This window comes from Modestobacter sp. VKM Ac-2978 (assembly GCF_026968025.1).
Classification (GTDB): Bacteria; Actinomycetota; Actinomycetes; order Mycobacteriales; family Geodermatophilaceae; genus Modestobacter.
In genome coordinates this window covers 161,441-186,168 of sequence record NZ_JAPVBP010000004.1, presented here as the reverse complement: position 1 = coordinate 186,168, position 24,728 = coordinate 161,441, and the positions used below count along the sequence as shown (strand labels likewise).

Here is a 24,728-nt window from a genome sequence, read left to right as displayed (position 1 = left end):
CGCGGAGGACACAGCGCATGACCACAGCGACCGGGACCACGGGCACCGACGAGAGCGCCCGCCGGCTGGGCTCGGCGCCCGACCCGGCGCTGCTCGACCCGGCCGAGCGGATGGGCGTCGACGAGCTGCGCGCCCTGCAGCTGGAGCGCCTGCAGTGGACCCTGCGGCACGTCTACGCGAACGTCCCGCACTACCGGACGGCGTTCGACGCCGCCGGCGTGCACCCCGACGACTGCCGCGAGCTGGCCGACCTGGCGCGCTTCCCGACCACCGGCAAGGCCGACCTGCGGGAGAACTACCCGTTCGGGATGTTCGCCGTCCCGCAGGACCAGGTCCGCCGGGTGCACGCCTCCTCGGGCACCACCGGGCGGCCGACCGTCGTCGGCTACACCGAGGACGACATCGACACCTGGGCCACCGTCATGGCCCGCTCCATCCGCGCGGCCGGCGGCCGCGCCGGGGACAAGCTGCACAACGCCTACGGCTACGGGCTGTTCACCGGCGGGCTGGGCGCGCACTACGGCGCGGAGAAGCTGGGCTGCACGGTCATCCCGGTCTCCGGTGGCATGACCCCGCGCCAGGTGCAGCTGATCCAGGACTTCCAGCCGCGGGTGATCATGGTGACGCCGTCGTACCTGCTCACGATCATCGACGAGTTCGAGAAGCAGGGCCTGGACCCGCGTGCCTGCTCGCTGGAGATCGGCATCTTCGGCGCCGAGCCGTGGACCGAGGAGATGCGCCGGGAGATGGAGGAGCGCCTGGACATCGAGGCGATCGACATCTACGGGCTGTCGGAGGTCATGGGCCCGGGCATCGCGCAGGAGTGCGTCGAGACCAAGGACGGTCTGCACATCTGGGAGGACCACTTCTACCCGGAGGTCATCGACCCGGACACCGGCGAGGTGCTGCCCGAGGGGGAACAGGGCGAGTTGGTGTTCACCTCGCTGACCAAGCAGGCGATGCCGGTCATCCGCTACCGCACCCGTGACCTGACCCGGCTGCTGCCGGGCACCGCCCGGCCGGGCATGCGCCGGATGGAGAAGGTGACCGGCCGGACCGACGACATGATCATCCTGCGCGGGGTCAACGTCTTCCCGACCCAGATCGAGGAGGTCGTGCTCCGGACCCCGGGGCTGTCCCCGCACTTCTCCCTCGAGCTGACCACCCGGGGGCGGATGGACCACCTGACCGTGCACGTGGAGGCCCGGCCGGACTGCCCGGCCGACCGGCGCGCCGCTGCGGCCCAGGAGGTCGGCACGGCCGTCAAGGACACCATCGGGATCACCGTCGAGGTGTCCGTCGTCGACCCGGAGACGCTGGCCCGCTCGGTGGGCAAGCTGCAGCGGCTCACCGACCGCCGCGACCGGCCATGACCGCGACCTCTCCGGCGATCCCGGCGCGGCGGGGGAGGCCCGGGCACTCGCTGGACTCGCTGCTGGACACCGCGGTGGCCGTGTTCATCGAGCGCGGGTACGAGGCCACCAGCATGGACGAGCTGGCGGCCCGGCTCGGCGTCACCAAGTCGGCGATCTACCACCACGTGCCGAGCAAGGTGGAGCTGCTGCGGCTGGCCCTGGACCGGGCGCTGAACGCGCTCTTCGCCGTCCTGGACGAGCCGGGAGCGCTCAACGGCCCGGCCATCGACCGGCTGGAGCACGTCGTCCGCGGGTCGGTGCGCGTGCTGACCACCCACCTGCCGTTCGTCACCCTGCTGCTCCGGGTGCGCGGCAACTCCGCCGTCGAGTCCGAGGCGCTGGACCGGCGCCGCGAGTTCGACCGGATCGTCACCGACCTGGTCCGCGCGGCCGAGGAGGAGGGCGACGTGCGGCCCGACGTCGACCCCGCGGTGACCAGCCGGCTGCTGTTCGGCACCGTCAACTCCCTCACCGAGTGGTACCGCCCCGGTCGCGGCCTGGACGCCGAGGCGCTGGCCGACGCGCTGGTCACGACCACCTTCAGCGGCCTGCGCACCGCAGCCGCACCCGTCCCTCCGGAGGCGCTCCGATGACCGCACCGCTGCTGCCGAGCTACGTCGCCGGCCGCTGGTACACCGCCCCCGACGAGGGGACGCCGATCGCCGACGCCGTCACCGGCGAGACCGTCGTCCGGGTGTCCAGCACCGGGCTGGACGTGCCGGCGATGCTGGACCACGCCCGCTCGGTCGGCGGCCCGGCGCTGCGTGAGCTGACCTTCCACCAGCGCGCGGCGCTGCTCAAGCAGCTGGGCCTGCGGCTGATGGCGGAGAAGGACGCGGTCTACGCACTCTCCCGGCGCACCGGGTGCACCGACCGGGACACCGCGGTGGACGTCGACGGCGGCTTCGGCACGCTGCTGTCCTACGCCAGCAAGGCGCGCCGGGAGCTGCCCGACGACACCGTGGTGCTCGACGGGGCCCCCGAGCCGCTGGGCCGGGGCGGCACCTTCCTCGGCCAGCACCTGTACACGCCGCTGCGCGGGGTCGCCGTGCAGATCAACGCGTTCAACTTCCCGGTCTGGGGCTTCCTGGAGAAGTTCGCCCCCGCCTTCATCGCCGGCGTGCCGACCGTGGTGAAGCCGGGCAGCCAGACCGCCTACCTGACCGAGGCCGTCGTCCGCTCGATCGTCGACAGCGGCCTGCTGCCGGAGGGCAGCGTGCAGCTGCTGGCCGGCAGCGCCGCCGGCGTCCTCGACGGGCTCGCCGGGCAGGACCTGGTGTTCTTCACCGGCTCGGCGTCCACCGCCCGCAAGCTGCGCAATCACCCCGCGGTGGTGGCGAACTCGGTGCGGTTCAACGCCGAGGCCGACTCGCTCAACTGCGCGGTGCTCGGCCCCGACGCCACCCCGGACACCCCCGAGTTCGGCCTGTTCGTCGACCAGCTGGTCACCGAGATGACCGTCAAGGCGGGGCAGAAGTGCACCGCCATCCGCCGGGCGCTGGTGCCGCGCGAGCTGGCCGACGACGTCGTGGAGGCCACCCGGGCGAAGCTCGCCGAGGTCGTCGTCGGTGCCCCGGGCGCCGAGGGCGTCACCATGGGCGCGCTGGCAAGCCTGGACCAGCGGCAGGAGGTGCTCCGGGCGGTGAAGGCGCTGCGCGGGGTGGCCGACCTGGTCGCCGGGGACCCGGACGACTTCTCCGTGGTCGGCGCCGACCGGGACCGGGGCGCCTTCCTGCCGCCGATGCTGCTGCGCTGCGACAACCTCTCCGCCGCCGAGCCGCACGACGTCGAGGCGTTCGGGCCGGTCAGCACGGTGCTGCCCTACGACGGCGTGGCGCACGCGGTCGAGCTCGCTGCGCGCGGGCAGGGCAGCCTGGTGGGCTCGATCGTCACCCACGACCCGGCGGTCGCCCGGGAGTTCGTGCTCGGTGCCGCGCACGCGCACGGCCGGGTGCTGGTGCTGGACCGGGACGACGCCGGGGAGAACACCGGCCACGGCTCCCCGCTGCCGGTGCTGGTGCACGGCGGCCCCGGGCGGGCCGGTGGCGGCGAGGAGCTCGGCGGGATCCGCGGGGTGCTGCACCACATGCAGCGCACCGCCGTGCAGGGCTCACCCGACATGCTGACCGCGATCGGTCGCCGGTGGGTGACCGGCGCCGCGCGCACCGACGACGGCGTGCACCCGTTCCGCAAGTCGCTGGCCGACCTGCGGATCGGGGACTCGGTGACCGCCGGGCCGCGGGCGGTCACCCTCGCCGACATCGAGCACTTCGCCGAGTTCACCGGCGACACCTTCTACGCCCACATGGACGAGGCGGCCGCCGCGGCCAACCCGCTGTTCGGCGGGCGGGTCGCGCACGGCTACCTGATCGTCTCCTGGGCCGCCGGGCTGTTCGTCGACCCGGACCCGGGCCCGGTGCTGGCCAACTACGGGGTGGACAACCTGCGGTTCCTCACCCCGGTCAAGCCCGGTGCGGAGCTGACGGTCACCCTCACCGCCAAGCAGATCACCCCGCGGGGCGGCGCCGACCACGGCGAGGTGCGCTGGGACGCGGTCGTGGTGGACGGCGACGGGCAGCCGGTGGCCACCTACGACGTGCTCACCATGGTCGCGAAGACCTGGCCCCCGGCGGCCGACCCGAGCTGATCGGCGGCAGGGAGGCGCTCAGCCGGCGGCCGTCGAGCCGTCCGGCCGGCGGGTGACCTCGACGTGCGGCCGGGTCTGCCACAGCGCCCACTCGGCGCTGATGTCGCCGGCGGTGCGCAACAGCCGGGGGAGGTGCTCGGTGAGCAGCCGGTCGGTCGAGGTCTCGGCGGCGTGCACCGTCACGTTCATCGCGGCGCGCACGGCGCCGGCGCCGTCCCGGACCGGCACCGCGACCGAGCGGACGCCGGGGGCCAGCTCCTCGTCGGCCAGTGCCCAGCCACGGGCGCGGACCTCGGTCAGCTCGGTCTGCAGCTGGTCGGCGGAGCGGCCGATGTAGGTCGGCAGCCCGGCCCGGCTCGGCTGGGCCAGGGTGGCCTCCAGCTCCGCGGGGGAGAGGCCGGCGAGCAGCACCTTGCCCTGCGAGGTCTGCACGGCGGGGAAGCGCGTGCCGATCTCCACCCGCAGCGTGATCAGCTTCGGGACGGCGACCCGCGCGACGTAGACGATGTCCGAGCCGTCGAGCTGGGCCATCGAGGAGGACTCACCGGTCTGCGCGACCAGCCCCTCCAGGTGCGGGCGGGCGATCTCCCACAGCCCCAGCGCCCCGACGTAGGCCATGCCGAGGGTGAGCACCTTCGGGGTGAGCCGGAAGGCGCCGGCGGAAGACCGGACGAAGCCCAGCTCCTCCAGGGTGAGCAGCAGCCGTCGCGCGGTCGGCCGGGCCAGCCCGGCGGACGTCGCGACGTCGCTCAGCGACATGACCGGGTGGTCGGCGTCGAAGCAGGCCAGCACGTCCAGTCCGCGCGCCAGCGCCTCCACGAAGTCCGGCCCCGTGCCCCGTCCTGCCACTGTGTGCCACCTCCCCGTCCCGTTGCTGCTGGTGCGTCGCACCGCGCCGGGCCGGCGCGGTGCGACGGGTGTTCAGTGCGAGCTGTGCTGGTCCAGCGAGGGCTCGCCGAAGACGTTGCCCCGCGCTCCGTGGGTGGAGTGGGACTTGTACTCGGTGTAGGTGTACGGGTTGTCCAGCACGTCGTCGTCCGGCAGTGCCGGGTTCATGCCGGCCGCCCACGCCTCGGGGCCGAGGGTCGACTGCAGGTGCTCGACCGTCGCGTCGACGGTCCGCCGCACCGCGGCCAGGTCGGCGCCGACCAGCTGGTGCTCGTGCTTCACCACCCGGCCGCCGACGAGCACGGTGTGCACGTCGCCGCGCTGGGCCTGGAAGGCCACGTGCCCGTAGGGGTTCAGCAGCGGGAAGGAGACCGGCGACCGGTCGTTCTTGATCAGCACGACGTCGCCCTGCTTGCCCGGCTCCAGGCTGCCCAGGTCGTCCCGGCCCAGCGCCAGCGCGCCGCCACGGGTGGCCCAGTCGACGACCTGCTCGGCCCGCAGGTGCACCTGGGTGACCGTCTGCCCCTGGGCGTGGGCCTCCAGGTGCTCCCGCGACCGGTCGGCGCCCAGCGTGCTGCGCATCGCGGAGAACAGGTCGCTGCTCCACCACACGCTGGTGTCCATCGACAGCGAGACCGGGATGCCGTGCCGGCGCACCTGCCAGGTGGGCGGGTAGCCCTGCCCTGCGCTCTGCTCGGACTCCGTGGACACCGAGATCGAGCCGCCGGTCGCGGCGATCCGGTGGTAGGAGTCGGTGGTCAGCGTGGCGGCGTGCACGTAGACCGTCTCGGGGGTCATGAAGCCGTTCTCGTGCATCAGCCGGATGCCCTCGTCGCCGGTGGCCCCCCAGACGCCGGCGTGCGTGGTGACCGGCAGGCCGAGCTCGCGCGCCACCTCGAACGCCGGCTTCTCCGGGAACGCCGGGTCACCGGTGACGTCGAAGGCCAGCTGCAGGCCGAGCTTGCCCTCGTCCTGGCGACGCTTCAGGAACGCCTGCACGGCCGGGTCGGTGGCCCACTCCCAGGGACCGGCCTGGATGTTGCCGTAGGCCAGCAGGAACCGGCCGGGCACCGCGAGCAGGGCGTCGGCGGCGGCCTCGGCGTGGTCGACGGTCTGCAGCCCGTGCGACCAGTCGACGGTGGTGGTCACCCCGGCCTCGACGGCGTCCCAGGCCGACAGCAGGTTGCCGGCGTACACGTCCTCGGGACGGAAGGCCTTGCCGTGCTCGAGGTAGTACCAGACGAAGTACTGGGTGAGCGTCCAGTCGGCGCCGTAGCCGCGCATCGCGGTCTGCCACATGTGCCGGTGGGTGTCGATCATGCCGGGCATCACGACGCCGCCCTGCGCGTCGATCTCCAGCGTCCCGGCCGGGACGTCGAGCTGCTGACCGACGGCGGCGATCTTCCCGTCCACGACCAGCACGTCGGCGTCGGGCAGCACGGTGTGCGCGTCGTCCATGGTCAGCACGGTGCCGTTGCGCAGCGCGACCGGGCGGTCGGTCGCCTGCCCCGCGACGTCGGTGTCGGGCTGGGACATCGTCTACCTCCAGGCCGTCACCGGACTGTCGCGGACGAGTGTCCGCACAACGGTCAGCCTGGCGACCGGGCCCACTCTCAGGGTGACTGCGACCACATGTCAAGGCGAACCGGGCTCTGGCGACTTCCGGTTGACAGCGGCTGTCGGACGTGTCGAGACTCTGCGTCACTCCGGACGCCCGTCCGCTTGACGGCGCTGCACCGCTCGAGGGGCCACACCCGATGACCGAACACCCACTGCCGCCCGGCAGCTCGCCGGGCCGGGGGCCGCTCTCCGGCCTGCTGGTGGCCGACTTCTCCCGGGTCCTGGCCGGGCCCTACGCCACCATGCTGCTGGCCGACATGGGGGCCGAGGTGGTCAAGGTGGAGAGCCCTGGCGGCGACGACACCCGCAGCTGGGCGCCGCCGGTGCGCGAGGGGGTGTCGACCTACTACCTGGGCGTGAACCGCAACAAGCGCTCCATCGCCCTGGACCTCAAGGACCCCGCCGACGCCGCCGCCGCGCAGGAGCTGGCCCGCCGCGCCGACATCGTGATCGAGAACTTCAAGACCGGCGGGCTGGGGCGCTTCGGCCTGGACTACGCGAGCGTCAGCGCGACCAACCCCGGCGTCGTCTACGCCTCGATCACCGGCTTCGGCAGCGGCCCGGCCGGTGCGCCGCTGCCCGGGTACGACCTGATCGTGCAGGCGATCTCCGGCCTGATGAGCCTCACCGGCGACCCCGAGGGCGAGCCGTTCCGGGCCGGCATCTCCGTCTTCGACGTGATGGCCGGGCTGCACGCCACCATCGGCGTGCTCTCGGCGCTGAACGTCCGGCACGAGACCGGCCGCGGCCAGCACGTCGAGGTCAACCTGCTGTCCTCGGCGCTGTCCGGGCTGGTCAACCACGCCAGCGCCGTCGTCGCCGGTGGCGTCGTCCCGTTCCGGATGGGCAACAGCCACCCGAGCCTGTTCCCCTACGAGCCGCTCCCGTGCGCCGACGGCGACCTGATCATCACCGCCGGCAACAACGGCCAGTTCCGCCGGCTGGTCGAGGTGCTCGGCGTGCCCGAGCTCGCCGACGACCCGCGTTTCGCCCGCAACGAGGACCGCACGGCCAACCGGGACGAGCTGCGCCCGCTGCTGGTCGAGCGGCTGAGCACCCGGTCCAAGCGGGACTGGTTCGACGACATCATCGCCGCGGGCGTGCCCTGCGGGCCGATCAACACCGTCGACCAGGGGGTCGCCTTCGCCGAGTCGATCGGCCTGGACCCCGTGGTGACCGTGGGGGAGGGCGAGGCGGCAGTGCCGTCGGTCCGCCACCCGATCACCTTCTCCGAGACGCCGGCCGACTACCGGCTGCCACCGCCGGGCCTGGACGAGCACGGCGCCGAGCTGCGACGGTGGCTGGCCACCGAGGAGGACGCGTGACCACGCCCGAGTACCCGACCGCGCTGGGTGCCTCCAGCCGCGAGTCGATCACGCTGCTGGGCACCGACCTGGCCCGCGACGTCATGGGCACCGTCGGCTTCGGTGAGCTGGCCTTCTGGCTGGCCACCCAGCGGCGGCCCACACCGGGGGAGACCCGGGTCTTCGAGGCGGTGCTGGCCGCGCTCGCCGACCACGGCTTCACCCCGACCGCCATCGTCACCCGGCTCACCTACCTGTCGGCGCCGGACTCGGTGCAGGGGGCGCTCGCCGCCGGCCTGCTCGGCGGTGGCTCCCGGTTCCTCGGCGTCACCGAGGACTCCGGCCGGTTCCTGGACGACGTGCTGAAGGGCGTGGACGGTGAGCTGCCGACCGACGACGCCGGCTGGGACGCCCTGGCCCTGGAGACGGTGACCGCCCAGCGGGCGGCGCGACGCTTCGTCCCCGGGCTCGGCCACCACGTGCACAAGGACGGCGACCCGCGCACCCCCCGGCTGTTCGAGATCGCGACCGAGGAGGGGCTGTTCGGCCCGCACCTGTCGCTGTTCGCCGCGATCGGCCGGGTCCACCCCCAGGTGCTCGGCAAGACCCTGCCGCTCAACGGGGCCGGGGTGTGCGGTGCGGCGCTGGCCGACCTGGGCCTGCCGCTGGAGCTGCTCCGCGGGTTCGCCCTGCTCGCCCGCACGGCCGGGCTGATCGGGCAGCTGGCCGAGGAACTGCGGCACCCGGTCGCCAACGACGTCTTCCTGTCCGTGGACCTCAACAACCGGTCCGTCGCCCCCGACCCGTACCTCCCTGACCTCAACGGAGACAGTCATGGCTGAACTGGCCGCGGTGATCGCGTCCACCCACCACCCCTTCTACTACCGGGCCAGCACCGCCACCGGCGCCGACCGGCCGCCGTTCGCCGACGAGTGGGTGGCGAAGATCGAGGCGTTCCGCGAGACGCTCACCCGCGCGGAGCCCGACGTCCTGGTGATGGTCGGCAGCGACCACTTCCACCAGCTCTGGCTGGACAACATGCCGCAGTTCCTGGTGGGCAAGGCGCCGTTCTTCGACGCCAACTTCCACAACGAGGAGCGCGAGTTCGGGCTGCCGAAGATGACGCTGCGCGGCGAGGAGGACCTGGCGGCGCACCTGCTGCGGGACGGGCTGGACCGGGACTTCGACCTGGCCTTCAGCAACGAGCTGCGGATCGACCACAGCATCACCTGCCCGATCATCACGCTGCGCCCGCAGGCCGACCTGCCGATCGTGCCGGTCTACACGAACATCTTCGCCCCGCCGCTGCCGCAGCCGAAGCGCTTCGTCCAGCTGGGCCGGGCGATCCGGGAGATGGTCGAGTCCTGGGAGTCGGACAAGCGGGTGGCGGTGATCGGCACCGGGCACCTGTCCCTGGAGCTGGGCGGGCCGCGGCAGTTCGGCGAGCACGGGCCGGACCCGGAGTTCGACCGCAAGGCCGTCGAGTGGATCGCCAGCGGGGACATCGAGGGGTGCCTGGCCGAGGTCTCCCTGGAGTCCCTGCACCACCCGGGCAACGCCACCCACGGGTTCATGGACTTCATGCTGATGATGGGCGTGGCCGGCGAGGGCGCGAAGGCCGACCACGTCGACACCCTGGACCTGTTCCACACCATGGAGGCGTACTTCACCTGGTACCCCAACGGGGTCCCGAGCGCGGGGGTGTCGGCATGAGCAAGTACCTGCTGGACAAGTTCCTGTTCACCGTCGACCGCGACCCCGAGCTGACCGAGCGCTACCGGGAGGACCCGGCCGGCACGGTCACCTGGTGGGAGGCCGAGATGGCCAACACCGTCCTCAACTGCATCCCCGCCGAGAAGACCACCTGGCTGGCCTTCACCGACGAGGAGCGGCGGGCGCTGGCCGAGCACGACCACGTCGCGCTGTTCCAGATGGGCGCGCACCCGTTCCTGACGCTCACCTTGTTCATCGCGCTGTTCGAACGCGACCACGGGCCGATGGAGTACCAGCGCGCCTACGGGAAGGCGATGGAGCACATCTCCATGCCCTATCCCGACATCGCGACCTGAGCCGGTGCGCGCCGCCGTCCTGACCTCGCCGGGCGAGCCGCCCGCCCTGGCCGACCACCCGGACCCGGTGCCCGGCGAGGGCCGGACCCTGGTCCGGGTGACCGCCGCCCCGGTCGTGCCGCTGGACCTGCTCTGCGCCTCCGGGACGTCGTACTTCGGCCGCCCGGCCGTGCCCTACGTGCCCGGCGTGCAGGGGGTGGGGGTCGTGGAGTCGTCGGCGGCGCTGACACCCGGCACCCGGGTCTGGTTCGCCACCTCGGCGGGGATGAGCCCGGGCGACGGCAGCCTGGGTGAGCTCTGCGCCGTGCCGGACGCCGACGTCGTCCCGCTCGCCGGCGACCTGCCCGACCCGGTCGTGGCGGCGCTGGGCCTGTCGGCGGTCGCCGGCTGGATGGCCCTGACCTGGCGCGGCCGGTTGCAGCCGGGGGAGCGGGTGCTGGTGCTCGGCGCCGGGGGCGCGGTCGGCCAGGCCGCGCTGGGGGCCGCCCGCGCGCTGGGGGCCGGGCGGGTGGTCGGGGTGTGCCGGTCGCCGTCCGCGGCCGAGCGTGCCCGCCGGGCCGGCGCCGAGGACGTCGTCCTCACCGGGGACGGCGGCGACCTGGCTGCGCGGATCCGGCAGACGGTCGGCTCGGACGTCGACCTCGTCGTCGACCCGGTGTTCGGCGCCGTGGCGGCGGCCGCGTGCTCGGTGCTGGCGCCCGGCGGGCGGCTGGTCAACCTGGGTGGCGCGGCCGGGGACGCCGCCGAGTTCTCCTCCGCCGTGCTGCGCAGTCGGAGCATCGACGTGCTCGGGTACACCAACAACGCGCTCACCGGCGAGCAGCGGGCCGCCGCGCTGACCGCGGTGCTGCGGCACGCCGCGGCCGGGCAGCTCCGGGTGGAGCACGCCGTCCTCCCGCTGGCGCGGGTCGAGGAGGCCTGGGCGGCCACCGCCGCCGGGGGCGGGAGCCGGTCCGTCGTCGAGCTGTCGGCGCGCTGACCGGACACCGCCGGTGGTGACGGATGGGACGCGCGTGTCCGGAGAGTGACGCGACCACCGTCACCCGATGAAATGCCAGCAACCGATTGTCACGACTACATAACGCCGTTAGGTTGGCCGGGTCCAGTCGGTCGCCACGTCCCCACCCGGGGAGCCCGACCGGACGCCGCCGAGTCGCCCTCCGGGGCGAGCCGGGGACCCACCGCACCACTGGGGTGAATCCCGCGCCCGGACCACCGTCCGGGCCGGGTAGGGCTGCTTCCCGCCCGAACCCGTCAGCTGACCTGGTAGGCGGCACTCGGAAGACACCTGTACGGAGCACTCCTGCCCATGCGCGCCCGCACCACCACCTCTGCCGCCACCGGCCGACGCCGTCCGCCGGCCGGCATCCGCCGCCCCGGGCTCTACCTGGGCATCGCGGCGGCCGGGGCCGTCCTGGTCAACGTCGTCATCGGCGTCGGCCCAGCGGCCCAGGCCGACCCCGTGGCGTCCCAGCCGGTGAGCGTCGCCGAGCAGCTGGGGCTGGCCGCCGAGTCCGGCGCCGTCGACGGGACCGAGGACCTCCGGCCGCTCGAGGAGCTGGCAGCCAGCCGGGCCACCCGGGAGGCCGAGCAGACCGCCGCCCAGCAGGCCCAGGCCGCGGCCGACCAGGCCGTGCTCGACCAGCAGGCAGCGGAGGCGGAGGCAGCACGCCTCGCCGCCGAGGCCGCGGCCGCCGCGGAGGCCGAGGCCGCTCGGGTCGCCGCCGAGGCCGCCGCTGCAGCCGAGGTCGAGGCCGAGGCGCAGGCAGCCGCCGCTGCTCCGGCACGGGCCGGGACCGCGGCCAAGCCCGCCGCCGCGGCGGCCGCGAGCCCCGGCACCGCGGTGACCGCGATCGCCAAGATCAACAATTCCGCCGGACCGATCAAGCCGCAGGCGCAGGCTGCCGCGAACGCCGTGGTCAGCAACGTGCCCGGCGCCGGCTCGATCACCCTGGGCGGCACCCGGCCCAGCGCTGCCGACCCGCACGGTCACCCGTCGGGGCTGGCGGTGGACTACATGGTCATGTCCAACGCCGCCCTCGGCGACGCGATCGTCGCCTACCACGTCGCCAACTGGGCCGAGCTCGGCGTGGACTACATCATCTGGGAGCAGCGGATGCTCTCCTCGCCCGGTGGCTCCTGGAAGCAGATGGAGGACCGGGGCAGCGTGACGGCGAACCACTTCGACCACCCGCACGTCAACTACCGCTAGGGAGCCGGTCGGCAACGGCCGCCCCGAGGGCGGCTTACGGGACACGGCGGTGGCTGGCCGCTCGGGTTCGTTCACTGATGGGTGACGATCAGTGCCGATGGCAAACGCCGCTGCCAGGCTGGCCGTCGTGACCAGCCGGGATGTCGTCGTAGAGCTACGCCCCCTCCCGCTCGCGCGTGCAGTGAGTGGCATTGCTCTGGTGGCGGCCATCCTCCTCATACCTCTCGCCCTCACCGCCGATCTTCCGGTGTGGTTCGCGGCCGCGTTGATCGCCGTGGCGGTGGGGGGCGGCGCGTACGCCGCAGTCGGAACTCTGAGCCACGCCTCCGCGCTGGCTGACGGTCGGCTGGAGGTCCGGAACCGGCTGAGCACCCGCCGATTGCAGCGCGCGGACATCGAGCGAGTGTCCTTGGCTTGGACGATGGGGGTTGGGTCGAACCGCCGACTCGTAGTGCACCTGAAGGACGGAGCCACCGTGCCGCTTGCAGCGACCGAGACTCTGCCGCTACCCGGGCAGCGTCGGGCGCTGGAGGAACAGTCGGCGGAACTGCTGCACTGGCTGCGCGACCACCGCTCCCAGTAGACGCTGGGCCGCCGTGTCCATCGGTGTCCCTCGTGGGCCGCTCAGGGACATCCAGTCGGCTAGCCGTGAGGGCGGCCTTAGGGCGACCCTCGGGTCATGCCGTACCACGAGTCGCCAGGCGCCGCCGTACGCCGGCGCCGCATGCCAAGAGCCTCGGAGACTCGTCGGTGCCTGAGAACGTCCGCCCCGACCAGGTCGGCCAAGGATTACAGCCGGTCACGCTTCCCTACGCTCGATCTGCACGCCGGATGGATGAATGGTGCGCGTGACGGCCGGTCCTCCCGCCTGGCCGTCATGTAGCGGGATTACCTTCGTCCCGCCAGTGGCCATTCAGCGCCCACAATACGACGACCCTCTGAGTCAGGTCCTGGCTCGGAGGGTCGTCGCACGCCAGGAGAATTCCTTACCAAGCACCAGTTCGCAGGGCTACTTCTGGCGAGCCTGCACCGCTTGAACTCCGAGGCCCACGCTGCCGCTGAAAAGTTGGATGGTAACTAGCAGCACGATAATCCACCTGACGGCCGAAGTGTCGGGCCAAATCTCAGCCAGGACTAATAGGGATGCCAGGACGACAGCAGTTCCGGGCAGGATAAAGGGGCCGCACAGTACGTAGAAGCGCGCCATCGGGAGGTGTGTTGCTTGACTGACCACATATAGTCCGCCAGCTAGGAAGACCAGCGCGACGGTGGTGGCGACGGAGTAGAAGTCGGGATGTTGCATCAGACCGGGCTGATCACGACAGCACGGCCCACAACTGCCGTTCGGTGTTGCATGCTTTCTGTAGTGGTGACCGTCGAGCTGACAGGAATCACTCTCGGGTCGGCCGCAACCCGCGAGTCAACAAGTGCAATGACGGCATCTCGAACCTCCGCTATCGCGCGCACTTCTTCGGCGCGATTGGAGATCGGCTGGATCCACTTCTCGATGCGCGACACATACGACTCGTGCAGGAAGATGGGGGCTGGATCCTCCCTGTCGATGGTTCCCCAGTGCTCCGGCGGCATCAACCGGAACTTGCCTGAAGGTCCCGGAAACTCGCTCGCGGCGTTCGGCTCAATCCATCCCTGTTGCAGGACGGTCGGGTCGACATCGCCTTGGTATCCGCAAATTTCGCGCGAAGCACCCACCCACATGAACCGGACAGTGTGAAGGTCCTCGTCAGACAGGCTCTTACGCCGTCGCAGTTCGTCATCAATTTTGGCCCGCTCGGCCGCCAAGGACTGCCACTGACGACTCAGAGACAAGGCAGGTTCGTCATTCGCTGCGTCGGGTGGCAGTGCGCGAAGTCCACTTGTGACGACAGCAAGGCGACTCTCCAGGTCGCTAATCGCGGTGGTCACCCGAGAGGTGCGTTCATTCTCGGAGGAGTTCCGCTCATTGATCTCGGACGCGCTTTTCCGAGTCGCCGGGTTGTCACCGCGGAAACTTCGAATGTTTACACGATTATGCGTTGGCGGCAACGCTGGCGTATTTCCTCTAACTGGCGGTAGCTGGAATCTCGGCCTGCCATAGATGCGACGGAGCAGGTCGTCCAATCCTTCTTCGTCAAAGGAATCAATCCGCACCCGCGTCAACCGACCACGAAGTCGGTTCGGGATGTCAGCCGCGTCAATGCCAGGCAGTAGTACCAGGATGACCTTCCGGTCGAAGGCATCCCGGTCCGTCTCGAACAAGCCCAGCAATTCGTCGGCCTCAGCGGTCGCTCCCGCGCCACGAGTAGGCGCTTCGGTGCCGCTGAAGCGCCTAATCCATGCCTTGTTCACCGCCACCAGCACGAAGTCGCTGGTGCGCACCTTCTCGGGTCCCCAGCGGGACCAGTCCACCGGCTCTGCACCGTGAACGAAGTCGATGTCCGCGTCAACGCCCCCGATGGTTCGCAGATGCGTCACGAGGTCCAACACCGTGCCTAGCCACTGCTCATCGGCCTCCCGCCTCGCTGCGCCCTTCGGTAGCGAGGCCCCAGCGTCAGAGTCGTGTGCCCAACTGATGAGGGCGGTCGGTGCTTTCACGGTCACCCGAGCACCGTATGCAGTCTCACAGACCCGTGCCGACCGAAGCAGTCTCGGTGCCTCAGGCCGCGTCCGGTGGCGGGTCGAGGTCAATCCGGGTCCCCTTGCGGCTGGCGATCGTCCGGGCTTGGAACTTACGGCGGGTCGTGTCCACGATCTCGATGTGGCCACTCGGGTGGACGGTCACCTGCTCGGCCCCGGTGAGCCGCAAGAACCGACAACCGTCCGCGTGCGTCCACGTGGGTTCCACCGTGTCGAGGTACGTGGAGGCCGGAGACGGCTCTGGAGTCAGCTCGGGCACCTCGCCAGGGTGATCCAACTTGCGACATGCCGTCGAACACGGCCGATTGGTCAGCGTGTCCTGTCTGCTCCACCGCCCCTCGCGCGGCGATGTAATTCATGGAAGACTTGCCCGTTCCGCTCAGAGAGTGGGTGCAATGCCCGACGACTCCGCCTCGGACACCACGGACGACCAATCTCAGACGCCCGCCAAGAGGCGCTCAAGTGGCGCCTAGCTACGTGCCTCGCCGTGATCGGGGCCGTAGGCGCAATAGCAACCGTGAGCGGCCACCTGCGAAGTACGTATTTCTGGAGCCTCGTCCTCTACGTCCTCGTGAGCGCAGTCGTGGTCCTCGGACTGTGGGGCTGGCGCAAGGCTGCTATCGCCTCCCTCGCCGGAGCGGCTGTTGCGCTCGGGGGATGGATCACCGTTTGCAGCATCGGGCCGCCGCGAGGCATCGACCCCGATTGCAGGAATCCCAACGCAGGCATCGGGATCTACCAGGACAGTGACAGGAACAAAACCAATGTTCCTGATGGGACGCGCCTCGAAGGACGAATCACCATCTCATGCGGCTCCGATGACAACGAGGTCGTTAGAGCCCCATAGCCTCAGCTAGCTTGTTGTGCTGGTCACCACGAGGACCCTGGCGGACGTGTCCCATAGTGGGCCGCTCTAGGACACCAGCGCCAGCGCTCCCAGAGGGCGGCTTCGGGGACGTCCTCCCCGCCGTGCCGACCTATCGCCATGTAGGCGTCACTAGGCGGGGCAGTGGCAAGCTACATCCCCGTGGCGATCGACGTGGAGGCGCTTCTGCGACGGGTGGTTGCCGAAGTCTTCGACGCGGACGTCGACGCAACGTACTCGACAGAGCCCAACTCGCTCATGCATCGCGTTCGGCTCACCACCGCAGATGGCCAGCGCCACGCTGGCCTGCGCGCTTCGTATGAGTGGTTTGACGCCGACATCTTCGACCTTGGCGTGTCTACCTTTCAGGTGGACTACGACGACGAGGAAGCGGGCAAGGAAGCCGCGCTCCGCGAGCTTGCACTCGTCGTCCGTGCGTACCTACGCGGTGGGGGGCGCGTCGAGCACCGGCGCGGTCTGATTCGCTCGCACTCGGTGCTGAAGATCGATGTCGACGGCCACGAGTGGGCGTTGCGTGCTCCCTTGTTCCGGCCCCGTCGTCCCCACTGAGCGGGCCGTGCGGCACTCACTTACTCCTAGCTAGCCAGGCACCGGGACTGTCCCTGAGTGGGCCGCTCAGGGCGCACCTTGGCTACCGCCGGTGTGAGCCCACGGCCGGCCCGCCACGCTCAGGCGCTAGTCGACCCCGAGGTTCAGTTCCTCATCCGAGGCAGTCTGAGGCTTCTTGTGCGGAGGGGTGAGTTGGAGAGATGTCGAAGGCCTGCTCGGCGTCAGGCCAGACCGTGAATTGCTTGGCGAAGCCATCGACGCTGATGACAGTCGAGGCCTCGTTGGCAGCGATTGATGTGGTCGCCCATACGCCAGTCATGTCGGATTCACCGTTCGCGTCGAAGCGCATGGCGACGAAGTAGATCTCCCCGCCCGATCCGAGGACTGCCGACGCCTGCTGCACGACGAAGCCGCTGCCCTCTAGCGAGCCGTCCGCGATGGCTGTGCTGACCTCTTGCGGGACAGTCAGACAGTCGACTGCAGCCGTCGCCTCCGCTTCGCCACCACACCCAGCCAAGGAGAAGGCCACCACCGCACACGCCGAACTCGCCACAGCTCGCTTCACGTGTTCATGTATCGGCTGCCCGAGGTCGATAGGGCACGCCTGGGGCCGCTACCGCAGCGGGCGGGCGCGGGACTCGCCCCTAGTGGGCCGCTAAGGGACACTCCGGCACCACTGCTCGGTCTGTATCGGCGGGGCTGGCGTCAGCGGTCCTGGTGCTTGGAGGCACAGCCGGTTGCGGGCGCCGGTGCTGGCCGGGCCCGCCCCGCGGGACGACGATGAGGTCGTGCTGCGGTCGGTGCTCCGAGCCGCGCTGATCGGTGCGATCGTGCTGGTCGTGGTGGTCGGTCTGCTGTGGACGTTCCAGCGCCGGCTGGTCTACCTGCCCGACGCCGGCCCGGTGCCGCCCGCTGCCGAGGCCGTCCCCGGTGGCCGGGACGTCGAGCTGACCACCGCCGACGGGCTGACCCTCGGCGCGTGGTTCGTGCCCGGGCCGACGGCCGACGCACCGGCCGTGCTGGTGGCCAACGGCAACGGCGGCCACCGCGGGGTCCGGGCGCCGCTGGCCCGGGCGCTGTCGTCAGCGGGGCTGGCGGTGCTGCTGTTCGACTACCGCGGGTACGGCGGCAATCCGGGCAGCCCGACCGAGGCCGGACTGGCGCTGGACGTCCGCGCGGCCCGCGACTGGCTGCTGGCCGACGGTGGGGTCCTGGCCGAGCGGCTCCTGTACTACGGGGAGAGCCTGGGCGCCGGCGTCGTCACCGAGCTGGCCGTCGACCACCCGCCGGCCGGGCTGGTGCTGCGCTCCCCGTTCGTCGACCTGGCCGCCGTCGGCCGCGAGCACTACCCGTTCCTGCCGGTCCGGCTGCTGCTGCGCGACCGCTACCCGGTGGCCGAGCAGGTCGCCCGGGTCGAGGTGCCCACCACCGTCGTCCTCGGCACCGCCGACTCGATCGTGCCGCCGGAGCAGAGCAGAGCGGTGGCGGAGGCCGCCGGGCAGCTGCACCGCACGGTCGAGGTGCCCGGCGCCGACCACAACGACGTCGTCCTGCTGGACGGCGACCAGCTGGTCGCCGCCGTCGTCGAAGTGGCCCGCCTGACGACCGACCCCTGACCGACAGAAATGGCCATTTCTGTCGTCGCGGGTCAGGTGCCGCAGAAGGTCTGGTAGGTGGCGCCGAAGTCGGCGGGGGCGGGGGTGGCGTAGCGCTCCAGGCCCGGTCGCTCGGCGTACGGGTGGGTCACGGCGTCGAGCAGGGGGCCCAGCGGGGCGAGGTCGCCTGCGGTCGCCGCGGTGAGGGCCTCCTCGACGAGGTGGTTGCGCGGGATGTAGAGCGGGTTCACCCGGTCCATGGCGTCGGCGTCCGGGGCGAGTGCGCGCCAGCGCTCCGACCACGCGTCGAACGAGGCCAGGTCGAGGAAGAGGTTGCGGACCGGGTCGACGTCGCCGCGGGCGGCAGCGCCGAGCAGCCGGAACGCGGACGTGTGGTCGACGTGGCCGGCCTGCAGCAGCGTCAGGAACTCCTCGACCAGCGGTGCGGCCACTTTGTCGTCCAGCCCTTCCGGCAGGCCCAGCTTGGCGTGCATCCCGGCCGACCAGGCCGCGTCGTACTGTGGCCGGAACTCACCCAGTGCCGCTACCGCGAGCTCGATCGCCTGCTCCTGCTCCTCGGCGAACAGCGGCAGCATCGCCTCGGCGAGCCGGGCGAGGTCCCACTCGGCCACGATCGGCTGGTTGCCGTAGGCGTAGCGCCCGCCGTGGTCGATCGAGCTGTACACCGTGGCCAGGTCGTGGGCCTCGAGGAAGGCGCACGGGCCGTAGTCGATCGTCTCGCCGGAGATGGTCACGTTGTCGGTGTTCATCACCCCGTGCACGAACCCGACGTGCATCCACCGGGCCACCAGCTCGGCCTGGGCGGTGACCACCGCGGCGAAGAGCGCCAGGTACGGGTTCTCGGCCTGCGCGGCGTCCGGGTGGTGCCGGCTGATCGCGTGGTCGGCCAGCCGGCGCAGCAGCTGGGCGTCCCCGCTGACCCGGGCGTACTGGAAGCTGCCCACCCGCAGGTGGCTGCTCGCCACCCGGGCCAGGACGGCGCCGGGCAGCAGCGTCTCCCGGCGCACCGAGCGCCCGGTCGCGACCACGGCCAGGGAGCGCGTGGTGGGGATGCCGAGGGCGTGCATCGCCTCGCTGATCACGTACTCGCGCAGCATCGGGCCGACCGCGGCCAGCCCGTCGCCGCCGCGGGCGAACGGGGTGCGCCCCGAGCCCTTGAGGTGCAGGTCGCGCAGCCGGCCCTCCACGTCGGTCAGCTCGCCGAGCAGCAGTGCCCGGCCGTCGCCCAGCCGCGGGACGAAGCCACCGAACTGGTGCCCGGCGTAGCCCTGGGCGACGGGGGTGGCCCCGGCCGGGACGGCGGTGCCGACCAGCAGGCGCAGCCCCTCGGCGGTCCGCAGCGTGGCGGGGTCGAGCCCGAGCTCGGCGGCCAACGGCTCGTTGAGCTGGAGCAGCCGGGGATCCGGGGCGTCGTCGGCCTGCCAGGCGACGGCCAGCTCCGGCAGCTCCCGGGCGAAGCGGTGGTCCAGGCTGAGGGTCGGTGCCGGTGCGAGACTCACCCCACCGAGGCTACGTCGGATCCCGGGAGCGGCCAGTCGCCGCAGCGTCGGCTCAGAGTTGCGGCGCCAGCTGGTCGACGGCCCAGGAGCGCAGCGTGGTGGGCGTCGTGCTGAGCACCGAGCGCGGGTCGGCGGGCACGAAGTCCTCCCGCAGGCCGCGGGACATCCCGACGAACCCCTCCACCTGGGCCTCGGTCAGCCCCGCCGCCCGGAGGCCCGCGCGCAGGTCGTCGTCACCGATCTGCTCGGCGCGGACCGCCCGGCCGGTGGCGGCGGCGACGATCCCGGCCACTCCCTCGAAGCTCAGGTCCTCCGGCCCGTGCACGGCGAGCACCCGTCGGCCGGACCAGCCCGGGGACAGCAGGTTGGCCACCGCCACCTCCCCGATGTCCCGGGGGTCGACCCAGGGCATCGGCCGGTCGATCGGCATGGTGGTGCGCAGCACGCCCTCCCGCAGCCCGTCGAGGTCGGACAGCAGGTTGCTGAAGAAGTATCCGCACCGCAGGTGGAGCACCGCGGCGCCGGTCTCCTCCAGCTGCTCCTCGGTGCGCGCGAGCCCGTCGATCATCCCGACGCCGCTGCGCTTCTCAGCGCCGACGCTGCTCTGGAACACGACCCGGGACACCTGGTTCTCCCGCACCGCGCGGGCGGCGACCGCGCCCATCCGGGTGGACGTGGCGACCGGGTCGTCGTCCGGCGTCGGCGGGTCGACCCAGTAGAGGGTGTCCGCGCCCTCGGTCGCCCGCAGCACGGTGTCCAGGTCGCCCTGGTCACCGACCACGAGGTCGACCAGCTCGCGCGTCTGCGGGTCCAGCCTCTCCGGGGAGCGCAGCAGCAGGGTGGGCCGCAGCCCGGCCTGCAGGAGCAGCCGGACCACGCGGGAGCCCACGTGCCCGGTCGGGGTGGTGACGACGATCCTCATCGACAGCCTCCGGTGGATGCGTGTGTGCTGTGCCGTACCCGGCCATGCCAGCACGGGGTGCCGACAGTTCTCCGGCGAGCGCGCGGCCGCGCCTCGTCCCCGGACACCCCGGACGTCCGGGAGACTCTGCCCGCCGTCACCTGGGCACGGCGGTCGAGACGAGGACGGTGGGACATGAGCGCGGACGGACGGCGGACAGCGGCCAGGGTGGCCGGGCTGGCCTTCCCGGCCCTGCTGCTGGCGGGGTGCACGGGCGACGGCCAGGCCGAGGCCATCCGCTCCTACGAGGTCGACCTGGTGGCCGGTGCCGACGGCTCGCTGGAGGTCGAGGAGACGATCGCCTACGACTTCGGCGACGAGGAGCGGCACGGGATCGAGCGGCTGATCCCCGAGCGGGCGCCCTTCGAGCAGACCCGCGACCGGCTCTACCCGATCAGCGACGTCGTCGTGCAGAGCCCCACGGGTGCGCCCGCGGACACCGAGGTCACCAGCGAGGACGGCGTGCTGACCGTCCGGGTCGGGGACGAGGACACCGAGGTCACCGGCGAACACACCTACGTGCTCAGCTACCGGGTCGAGGGGGTCGCCGACCCGGGGGACGACGGCGACCGGCTGGCCTGGAACGCCGTCGGGACCGGCTGGGAGGTGCCGATCGAGCAGGTCGACGTCCGGCTGACCGGCCCGTCGGGCGCGGCGCCGGTCGCGGGGGACTGCGTGGTCGGTACGGACGACGCCCTGATCGCCTGCCCCATGGACGTCGAGGCCGTCGGTGCGCTGCGCGCGGAGGCCACCGGGCTCGACCCGGGGGAGGGCGTGACGGTCAGCGCCACCTACCCGGCGGGCACCTTCGCCGGCGCGGAGCCGGTGCTCGAGGAGACGTTCAGCCCGGCGCAGGCCTTCCGCCTCACCCCGGCGACCGCGGGGCTGGCCGTCGGCGGGCTGCTGCTCCTCGTCGTCCCGCCGCTGCTGCGGGCCCGGCGGAGCCGCCCGGCCGGAGCCGGGCCGCGGGCGCCGCAGCTCACCCCGCCACACGACGCCCGGCCGGCCCAGCTCGGCACCGTGCTCGACGGCCGCGCCCAGCGGCACGAGGTCCTCGCCACCCTGCTGGACCTGGCCGTCCGCGGCCAGCTGCGGATCGAGGAGGTCGCCGTCGACCCCGCCGACGACGAGCCGGACACCGACGTCCCCCCGGACTGGCGGCTGGTCCGCACGCCGGTCGACCAGCGGGGGCTGCGCCCCTACGAGCAGCTGCTGCTCGACGACGTCTTCGCCGACGGCGAGGTCGTCCTCCTGTCGGACCTGCAGTCACGGTTCCCGGCCATCGCGGCCCGGGCCTGCGCGGCGATGTACCGGGACGTGGTGGAGCTGGGCTGGTTCCGCGCCGACCCGGCCGCGGTCCGGCGTCGCTGGTACGCCCTCGGCACCGGGGTGCTCGTCGCCGGCGTCGTGCTGACCGTCGTCCTGGCCGTCATCAGCACCTGGGCGCTGGCCGGTACCGGCGTCGTCCTGGCCGCGCTGGTCCTGCTGGGGCTGGCCGGGCGGATGCCGCAGCGCACCCCGGAGGGCGCCCAGGTGCACGAGCGGGCAGCCGCCTTCCGCGACCAGCTCGCCACCTCCGACGGGCCGTGGTCCGCCGACGCAGACCAGCTGGCCGACCTCGCCGACGCGGCGCGCACCGACCTCCGGGTGCGGTACCTGCCGCACGCGGTGGCCCTGGGGGTGGCGGAGGAGTGGACCACCGCGGTGCAGGCGGACGGCCCCGGGGTCACTCCCGCCTGGTACGTGCCCGCGCACGGTGCCGGGTACGTCGGCGTGTGGCCGGCGCTGCTGGCGTTCTCCGCCCCGGACAACCCGGCGCTCTCCCCGCCGGCGACCGCGGGCAGCGGCTCGACCTACGTCGGCGGCGCGGCCGGGGGAGGGGGCGGCGGCAGCTGGTGAGGCGGTGTCACAGCGGTTCGACCACCGCGCCCTCCGCGGGGACACCCAGCGGGACGACGACCGGCGGGCCCCCGTCCCGGGGCCAGGACCGGTGGTCACGGAAGGCCAGCGGCAGCCCGCGCGCGGTGAACGGGTCGGCGGAGTCCATGACCTGGACGTGCACGTGCGGCTGGGTGGAGTTGCCCGAGTTGCCGCACTCGGCCAGCTGCTGACCGGCCGTCACCGGGTCACCAGGGCGCACCTGGAGCGACCCCTCGCGCAGGTGGGCCAGCACGACGTGGGCGCCCCCGGGCTCGAGCTCGAGCACGACGTGGTTGCCGGCCAGGGCGCCGGCGCCGCCGCGGGCCCGGCCTGCCTGGGTCAGGGCGTAGGGCACCCGGGCGGCCTGCGAGCGGCGCGCCACGCCGTCCGGCTCGCCGTCGAGCACCGACACCACCCGCCCGGCAGCCGGGGCCAGCACCGGCTGCCCGAAGGCGACGAACCGGTCCACCGGCTCGGTGCTCAACAGCGACCGCCAGTCCCGGGTGGTCGCCGTCCGCCGTCCCCGCACGGCGGTGAAGTCGATGGCGTACGTGGTGGCGAACAGGTGCGTGCCGTGGCTCGGCACCCGCCGCGCCGGGCTGTTCTCCACCCGCCAGGTGCCCCGGAACGGCAGCTGCAGCACGACCGCGCCGGGGTCGGCCATCAGAGGTCCCTGCGGACGAAGGACATCGCGGCCAGCGCCCACACCATCGCCACCCACAGCACCGCCCAGCCCAGGTAGGTGAGGGTCAGCGGCGCCGTGCTGAGGAACGGGAAGGCCCCGGCGCCCTCGTCGGCCCCGCCGAACTGGACGATCGCCGACGGGTCCTGGAAGGCGTTCATCGCCCCGCGCCAGAGCCCGTCGGTGGGCAGCAGCACCCGCGACACGCTCCCGACCCGGCCGACGGCGTCGTTGCCCAGGGCCTCGCCGATCGCGCCCACCACCCCGGCCACCCAGGTGGTGCAGAACAGGCCGACCGCCACCACGCCCGACGCCATCGGCGAGATGACGGTCGCGAGCAGCACGGTGAGGGTCAGCAGCACCACGGTCTGGGCGGCGAGCAGCGCCAGCGCGGTCGCCGGCGCCGGTGGCCAGTAGTCGACGGTCACCCGGACGACGACGATCTGGGCCAGCCCGGCCAGGACGACGAAGCCGCTGCCGAACGCGACCAGCCCCAGCCACTTGCCCAGCAGGAACGCCGAGCGACGGATCGGCCGGGCGAGCATGGACAGCGCGATGCCCGACTCGGTCTCCCCGGACAGCGTCGGGCCGGCCAGGAACGCGGTGCCCAGCGCGGCGACCAGGCTGTAGCCGAACATCACCAGGTTCAGCAGGATCGACGCGGTCAGCCGGGCCTCGCCGCTGGTCAGCGACTCGGCCGCCAGCCGGGAGAAGCCCCAGCTGCTCAGCCCGAGCAGGACGACGGTCAGCGCGGCGAGGGCGAACAGCACCCGCCGGCGGGAGGCCTCGCGCAGGGTGAGCGCGGCGATGGTCAGCACCGTCCGGGCCGTGCTCACGACGGGCCCGCCGCACGGCTCGCGGCGCCGTCCCGCAGGATGCCGAGCAGGCGCTCCTCGAGGCTGATCCGCACCGGCTCGACCGCGTGCACCCGGGCCCCGAGGGAGACCAGGTCGCGCACCAGGTCGGGCACCGCCGTCCCGTTGTCGTCGGCGGACAGTGCGACGGTGGACCACTCGCCCTCCCGGTCGACCCGGCCGAGGGCGGCGAGCCGCTGCTGCGCGGCGGGGGAGAGGTCGGTCAGGTGCAGCCGCACCTCGCGCTGGCCGAGCAGCTCGGCGAGCGTGCCGGAGGCGGCGACCCGACCACGGTCCAGGACGACGACCCGGTCGCAGACCCGCTCGACCTCACCGATCAGGTGCGAGTTGAGCAGCACCGCGACACCTCGGGACCGCAGCTCCAGCACGATGTCGCGCACGTCGGCGCGGCCCAGCGGGTCCAGGGCGCTGGTCGGCTCGTCCAGCACCACGAACTCCGGCCGGCCCACCAGCGCGACCGCCAGCCCGAGGCGCTGCTGCATGCCCTTGGAGAACCCGCCCACCCGGTCATCGCCCCGGCCGGACAGCCCCACCAGCGCCAGGCAGTCGCGCTGCTCGGCGGCGGGCACCCCGGCGCCGGAGAGCCGGGCGTGCAGCGCCAGCACCTCCGCCGCGGTCAGCCAGGGCTGGTAGCGGAAGAGCTCGGGCAGGTAGCCGACCCGGGCGCGGGCGGCCGGGTCGGCGGAGCGCTGCCCGAGCAGCATCGCCTCCCCGGCGTCCGGGCGGACCAGGCCGAGCAGCATCTTGATCACGGTGGTCTTGCCCGCGCCGTTGGGTCCGAGCAACCCGACGATCTCGCCCCGGCCCACCTGCAGCGACACGTCCTCGACGGCCAGGTGCTTGCGGTACTGCTTGCGCAGCCCGGTGCACCAGGCCGCCGGTGCCGGGGGCAGGCCGGCCACCAGGTCGGCGGCGGCCTGCACCCCGGCACCGCTGTCCACGGTGCTCATG

Annotated in this window: 23 protein-coding genes and 1 riboswitch; of the genes, 13 read left to right on the top strand and 10 right to left on the bottom strand. The window is 72.6% G+C overall.

Annotated elements, in window-relative coordinates; translation table 11 throughout:
• The first annotated feature begins 17 nt into the window (after window positions 1–17).
• From paaK to paaZ, 3 genes are read left to right on the top strand one after another with little or no spacing between them, the layout of a single operon-like run.
• Window positions 18–1,373, top strand: a complete 1,356-nt coding sequence (paaK, locus tag O2W53_RS11885) for a phenylacetate--CoA ligase PaaK (RefSeq protein ID WP_269163245.1) — start codon at window positions 18–20, stop codon at window positions 1,371–1,373.
• Window positions 1,370–2,008: a TetR/AcrR family transcriptional regulator gene (locus O2W53_RS11880; RefSeq protein WP_269163244.1), complete on the top strand. Its 639-nt coding sequence runs from the start codon at window positions 1,370–1,372 to the stop codon at window positions 2,006–2,008. Before paaK ends, O2W53_RS11880 begins: the two co-directional genes overlap by 4 nt.
• Window positions 2,005–4,062: a phenylacetic acid degradation bifunctional protein PaaZ gene (gene paaZ, locus O2W53_RS11875; RefSeq protein WP_269163243.1), complete on the top strand. Its 2,058-nt coding sequence runs from the start codon at window positions 2,005–2,007 to the stop codon at window positions 4,060–4,062. Before O2W53_RS11880 ends, paaZ begins: the two co-directional genes overlap by 4 nt.
• A gap of 18 nt (window positions 4,063–4,080) precedes the next feature.
• Here the strand turns inward: paaZ and O2W53_RS11870 are convergent, their stop codons facing one another.
• Both O2W53_RS11870 and O2W53_RS11865 read right to left on the bottom strand, forming a co-directional pair.
• Window positions 4,081–4,911, bottom strand: coding sequence for an IclR family transcriptional regulator domain-containing protein (locus O2W53_RS11870; protein ID WP_269163242.1), 831 nt, complete (start codon window positions 4,909–4,911; stop codon window positions 4,081–4,083).
• A 72-nt stretch (window positions 4,912–4,983) separates the two neighbouring features.
• Window positions 4,984–6,486, bottom strand: coding sequence for an amidohydrolase family protein (locus O2W53_RS11865; protein WP_269163241.1), 1,503 nt, complete (start codon window positions 6,484–6,486; stop codon window positions 4,984–4,986).
• A 221-nt stretch (window positions 6,487–6,707) separates the two neighbouring features.
• On the opposite strand from O2W53_RS11865, the gene O2W53_RS11860 reads away from it, so the two are divergent.
• From O2W53_RS11860 to O2W53_RS11830, 7 genes are all read left to right on the top strand, one after another.
• Window positions 6,708–7,895 carry a CaiB/BaiF CoA transferase family protein gene (locus O2W53_RS11860; RefSeq protein WP_269163240.1) on the top strand — a complete coding sequence of 396 codons (1,188 nt, stop codon included), beginning with the start codon at window positions 6,708–6,710 and terminating at the stop codon, window positions 7,893–7,895.
• A complete protein-coding gene (locus O2W53_RS11855) occupies window positions 7,892–8,716 on the top strand; it encodes a citryl-CoA lyase (RefSeq protein ID WP_269163239.1) in 825 nt (274 codons plus the stop codon). Before O2W53_RS11860 ends, O2W53_RS11855 begins: the two co-directional genes overlap by 4 nt.
• A complete protein-coding gene (locus O2W53_RS11850; RefSeq protein WP_269163238.1) occupies window positions 8,709–9,587 on the top strand; it encodes an extradiol ring-cleavage dioxygenase in 879 nt (292 codons plus the stop codon). Before O2W53_RS11855 ends, O2W53_RS11850 begins: the two co-directional genes overlap by 8 nt.
• Complete coding sequence (locus O2W53_RS11845; RefSeq protein ID WP_269163237.1) at window positions 9,584–9,943, top strand: hypothetical protein; 360 nt, start codon at window positions 9,584–9,586, stop codon at window positions 9,941–9,943. The genes O2W53_RS11850 and O2W53_RS11845 overlap by 4 nt, the downstream gene beginning before the upstream one ends.
• Before the next feature lie 4 nt (window positions 9,944–9,947).
• Window positions 9,948–10,922, top strand: coding sequence for a quinone oxidoreductase family protein (locus O2W53_RS11840; RefSeq protein WP_269163236.1), 975 nt, complete (start codon window positions 9,948–9,950; stop codon window positions 10,920–10,922).
• Window positions 10,923–11,079: 157 nt separating this feature from the next.
• Window positions 11,080–11,231: riboswitch (cyclic di-AMP (ydaO/yuaA leader) on the top strand.
• A 21-nt stretch (window positions 11,232–11,252) separates the two neighbouring features.
• Window positions 11,253–12,155 (top strand): hypothetical protein, encoded by a 903-nt coding sequence (locus O2W53_RS11835; RefSeq protein WP_269163235.1) that lies wholly within the window; start codon window positions 11,253–11,255, stop codon window positions 12,153–12,155.
• 97 nt (window positions 12,156–12,252) lie between these two features.
• Window positions 12,253–12,738, top strand: a complete 486-nt coding sequence (locus tag O2W53_RS11830) for a PH domain-containing protein (protein ID WP_269163234.1) — start codon at window positions 12,253–12,255, stop codon at window positions 12,736–12,738.
• 719 nt (window positions 12,739–13,457) lie between these two features.
• Here the strand turns inward: O2W53_RS11830 and O2W53_RS11825 are convergent.
• Both O2W53_RS11825 and O2W53_RS11820 read right to left on the bottom strand, forming a co-directional pair.
• Window positions 13,458–14,753, bottom strand: a complete 1,296-nt coding sequence (locus tag O2W53_RS11825; protein ID WP_269163233.1) for a hypothetical protein — start codon at window positions 14,751–14,753, stop codon at window positions 13,458–13,460.
• Between the two features lie 55 nt (window positions 14,754–14,808).
• On the bottom strand, window positions 14,809–15,048 hold the full coding sequence (locus tag O2W53_RS11820; RefSeq protein ID WP_269163232.1) for a hypothetical protein: 240 nt from the start codon (window positions 15,046–15,048) through the stop codon (window positions 14,809–14,811).
• A gap of 768 nt (window positions 15,049–15,816) precedes the next feature.
• Here O2W53_RS11820 and O2W53_RS11815 point away from each other — a divergent pair.
• Window positions 15,817–16,224, top strand: coding sequence for a hypothetical protein (locus tag O2W53_RS11815; protein WP_269163231.1), 408 nt, complete (start codon window positions 15,817–15,819; stop codon window positions 16,222–16,224).
• A gap of 151 nt (window positions 16,225–16,375) precedes the next feature.
• On the opposite strand, the gene O2W53_RS11810 is transcribed toward O2W53_RS11815, so the two are convergent.
• Entirely contained in the window at window positions 16,376–16,753 is a 378-nt protein-coding gene (locus O2W53_RS11810) for a hypothetical protein (protein ID WP_269163230.1), read from the bottom strand.
• A 259-nt stretch (window positions 16,754–17,012) separates the two neighbouring features.
• Between O2W53_RS11810 and O2W53_RS11805 the strand changes: the two genes are divergently transcribed.
• Entirely contained in the window at window positions 17,013–17,840 is an 828-nt protein-coding gene (locus O2W53_RS11805) for an alpha/beta hydrolase (protein ID WP_269163229.1), read from the top strand.
• A 32-nt stretch (window positions 17,841–17,872) separates the two neighbouring features.
• Here O2W53_RS11805 and O2W53_RS11800 read toward each other — a convergent pair whose 3' ends face one another.
• Window positions 17,873–19,339, bottom strand: coding sequence for a protein adenylyltransferase SelO (locus tag O2W53_RS11800; RefSeq protein ID WP_269163228.1), 1,467 nt, complete (start codon window positions 19,337–19,339; stop codon window positions 17,873–17,875).
• A 52-nt stretch (window positions 19,340–19,391) separates the two neighbouring features.
• Window positions 19,392–20,261, bottom strand: coding sequence for an NmrA family NAD(P)-binding protein (locus O2W53_RS11795; protein ID WP_269163227.1), 870 nt, complete (start codon window positions 20,259–20,261; stop codon window positions 19,392–19,394).
• Window positions 20,262–20,435: 174 nt separating this feature from the next.
• Here O2W53_RS11795 and O2W53_RS11790 point away from each other — a divergent pair, with 174 nt between their 5' ends.
• On the top strand, window positions 20,436–22,199 hold the full coding sequence (locus tag O2W53_RS11790) for a DUF2207 domain-containing protein (protein ID WP_269163226.1): 1,764 nt from the start codon (window positions 20,436–20,438) through the stop codon (window positions 22,197–22,199).
• 7 nt (window positions 22,200–22,206) lie between these two features.
• On the opposite strand, the gene O2W53_RS11785 is transcribed toward O2W53_RS11790, so the two are convergent.
• Genes O2W53_RS11785 through O2W53_RS11775 form a run of 3 tightly spaced genes read right to left on the bottom strand, consistent with a single transcriptional unit; the run spans window position 22,207 to window position 24,727 of the window.
• Complete coding sequence (locus O2W53_RS11785) at window positions 22,207–22,884, bottom strand: M23 family metallopeptidase (protein ID WP_269163225.1); 678 nt, start codon at window positions 22,882–22,884, stop codon at window positions 22,207–22,209.
• Window positions 22,884–23,738 carry an ABC transporter permease gene (locus O2W53_RS11780; protein ID WP_269163223.1) on the bottom strand — a complete coding sequence of 285 codons (855 nt, stop codon included), beginning with the start codon at window positions 23,736–23,738 and terminating at the stop codon, window positions 22,884–22,886. Before O2W53_RS11780 ends, O2W53_RS11785 begins: the two co-directional genes overlap by 1 nt.
• A complete protein-coding gene (locus O2W53_RS11775) occupies window positions 23,735–24,727 on the bottom strand; it encodes an ABC transporter ATP-binding protein (protein WP_269163222.1) in 993 nt (330 codons plus the stop codon). Before O2W53_RS11775 ends, O2W53_RS11780 begins: the two co-directional genes overlap by 4 nt.
• Between the last annotated feature and the right edge of the window lies 1 nt (window position 24,728).

Excerpts from the sequence above, each read along its gene's own strand:
- O2W53_RS11850 (WP_269163238.1), top strand. The coding sequence starts at position 8,709 with ATGGCTGAACTGGCCGCGGTGATCGCGTCCACCCACCACCCCTTCTAC.
- paaK (WP_269163245.1), top strand. The coding sequence starts at position 18 with ATGACCACAGCGACCGGGACCACGGGCACCGACGAGAGCGCCCGCCGG.
- O2W53_RS11790 (WP_269163226.1), top strand. The coding sequence starts at position 20,436 with ATGAGCGCGGACGGACGGCGGACAGCGGCCAGGGTGGCCGGGCTGGCC.
- O2W53_RS11865 (WP_269163241.1), bottom strand. The coding sequence starts at position 6,486 with ATGTCCCAGCCCGACACCGACGTCGCGGGGCAGGCGACCGACCGCCCG.
- paaZ (WP_269163243.1), top strand. The coding sequence starts at position 2,005 with ATGACCGCACCGCTGCTGCCGAGCTACGTCGCCGGCCGCTGGTACACC.
- O2W53_RS11795 (WP_269163227.1), bottom strand. The coding sequence starts at position 20,261 with ATGAGGATCGTCGTCACCACCCCGACCGGGCACGTGGGCTCCCGCGTG.
- O2W53_RS11880 (WP_269163244.1), top strand. The coding sequence starts at position 1,370 with ATGACCGCGACCTCTCCGGCGATCCCGGCGCGGCGGGGGAGGCCCGGG.
- O2W53_RS11845 (WP_269163237.1), top strand. The coding sequence starts at position 9,584 with ATGAGCAAGTACCTGCTGGACAAGTTCCTGTTCACCGTCGACCGCGAC.
- O2W53_RS11835 (WP_269163235.1), top strand. The coding sequence starts at position 11,253 with ATGCGCGCCCGCACCACCACCTCTGCCGCCACCGGCCGACGCCGTCCG.
- O2W53_RS11775 (WP_269163222.1), bottom strand. The coding sequence starts at position 24,727 with ATGAGCACCGTGGACAGCGGTGCCGGGGTGCAGGCCGCCGCCGACCTG.
- O2W53_RS11860 (WP_269163240.1), top strand. The coding sequence starts at position 6,708 with ATGACCGAACACCCACTGCCGCCCGGCAGCTCGCCGGGCCGGGGGCCG.
- O2W53_RS11830 (WP_269163234.1), top strand. The coding sequence starts at position 12,253 with ATGGCAAACGCCGCTGCCAGGCTGGCCGTCGTGACCAGCCGGGATGTC.
- O2W53_RS11785 (WP_269163225.1), bottom strand. The coding sequence starts at position 22,884 with ATGGCCGACCCCGGCGCGGTCGTGCTGCAGCTGCCGTTCCGGGGCACC.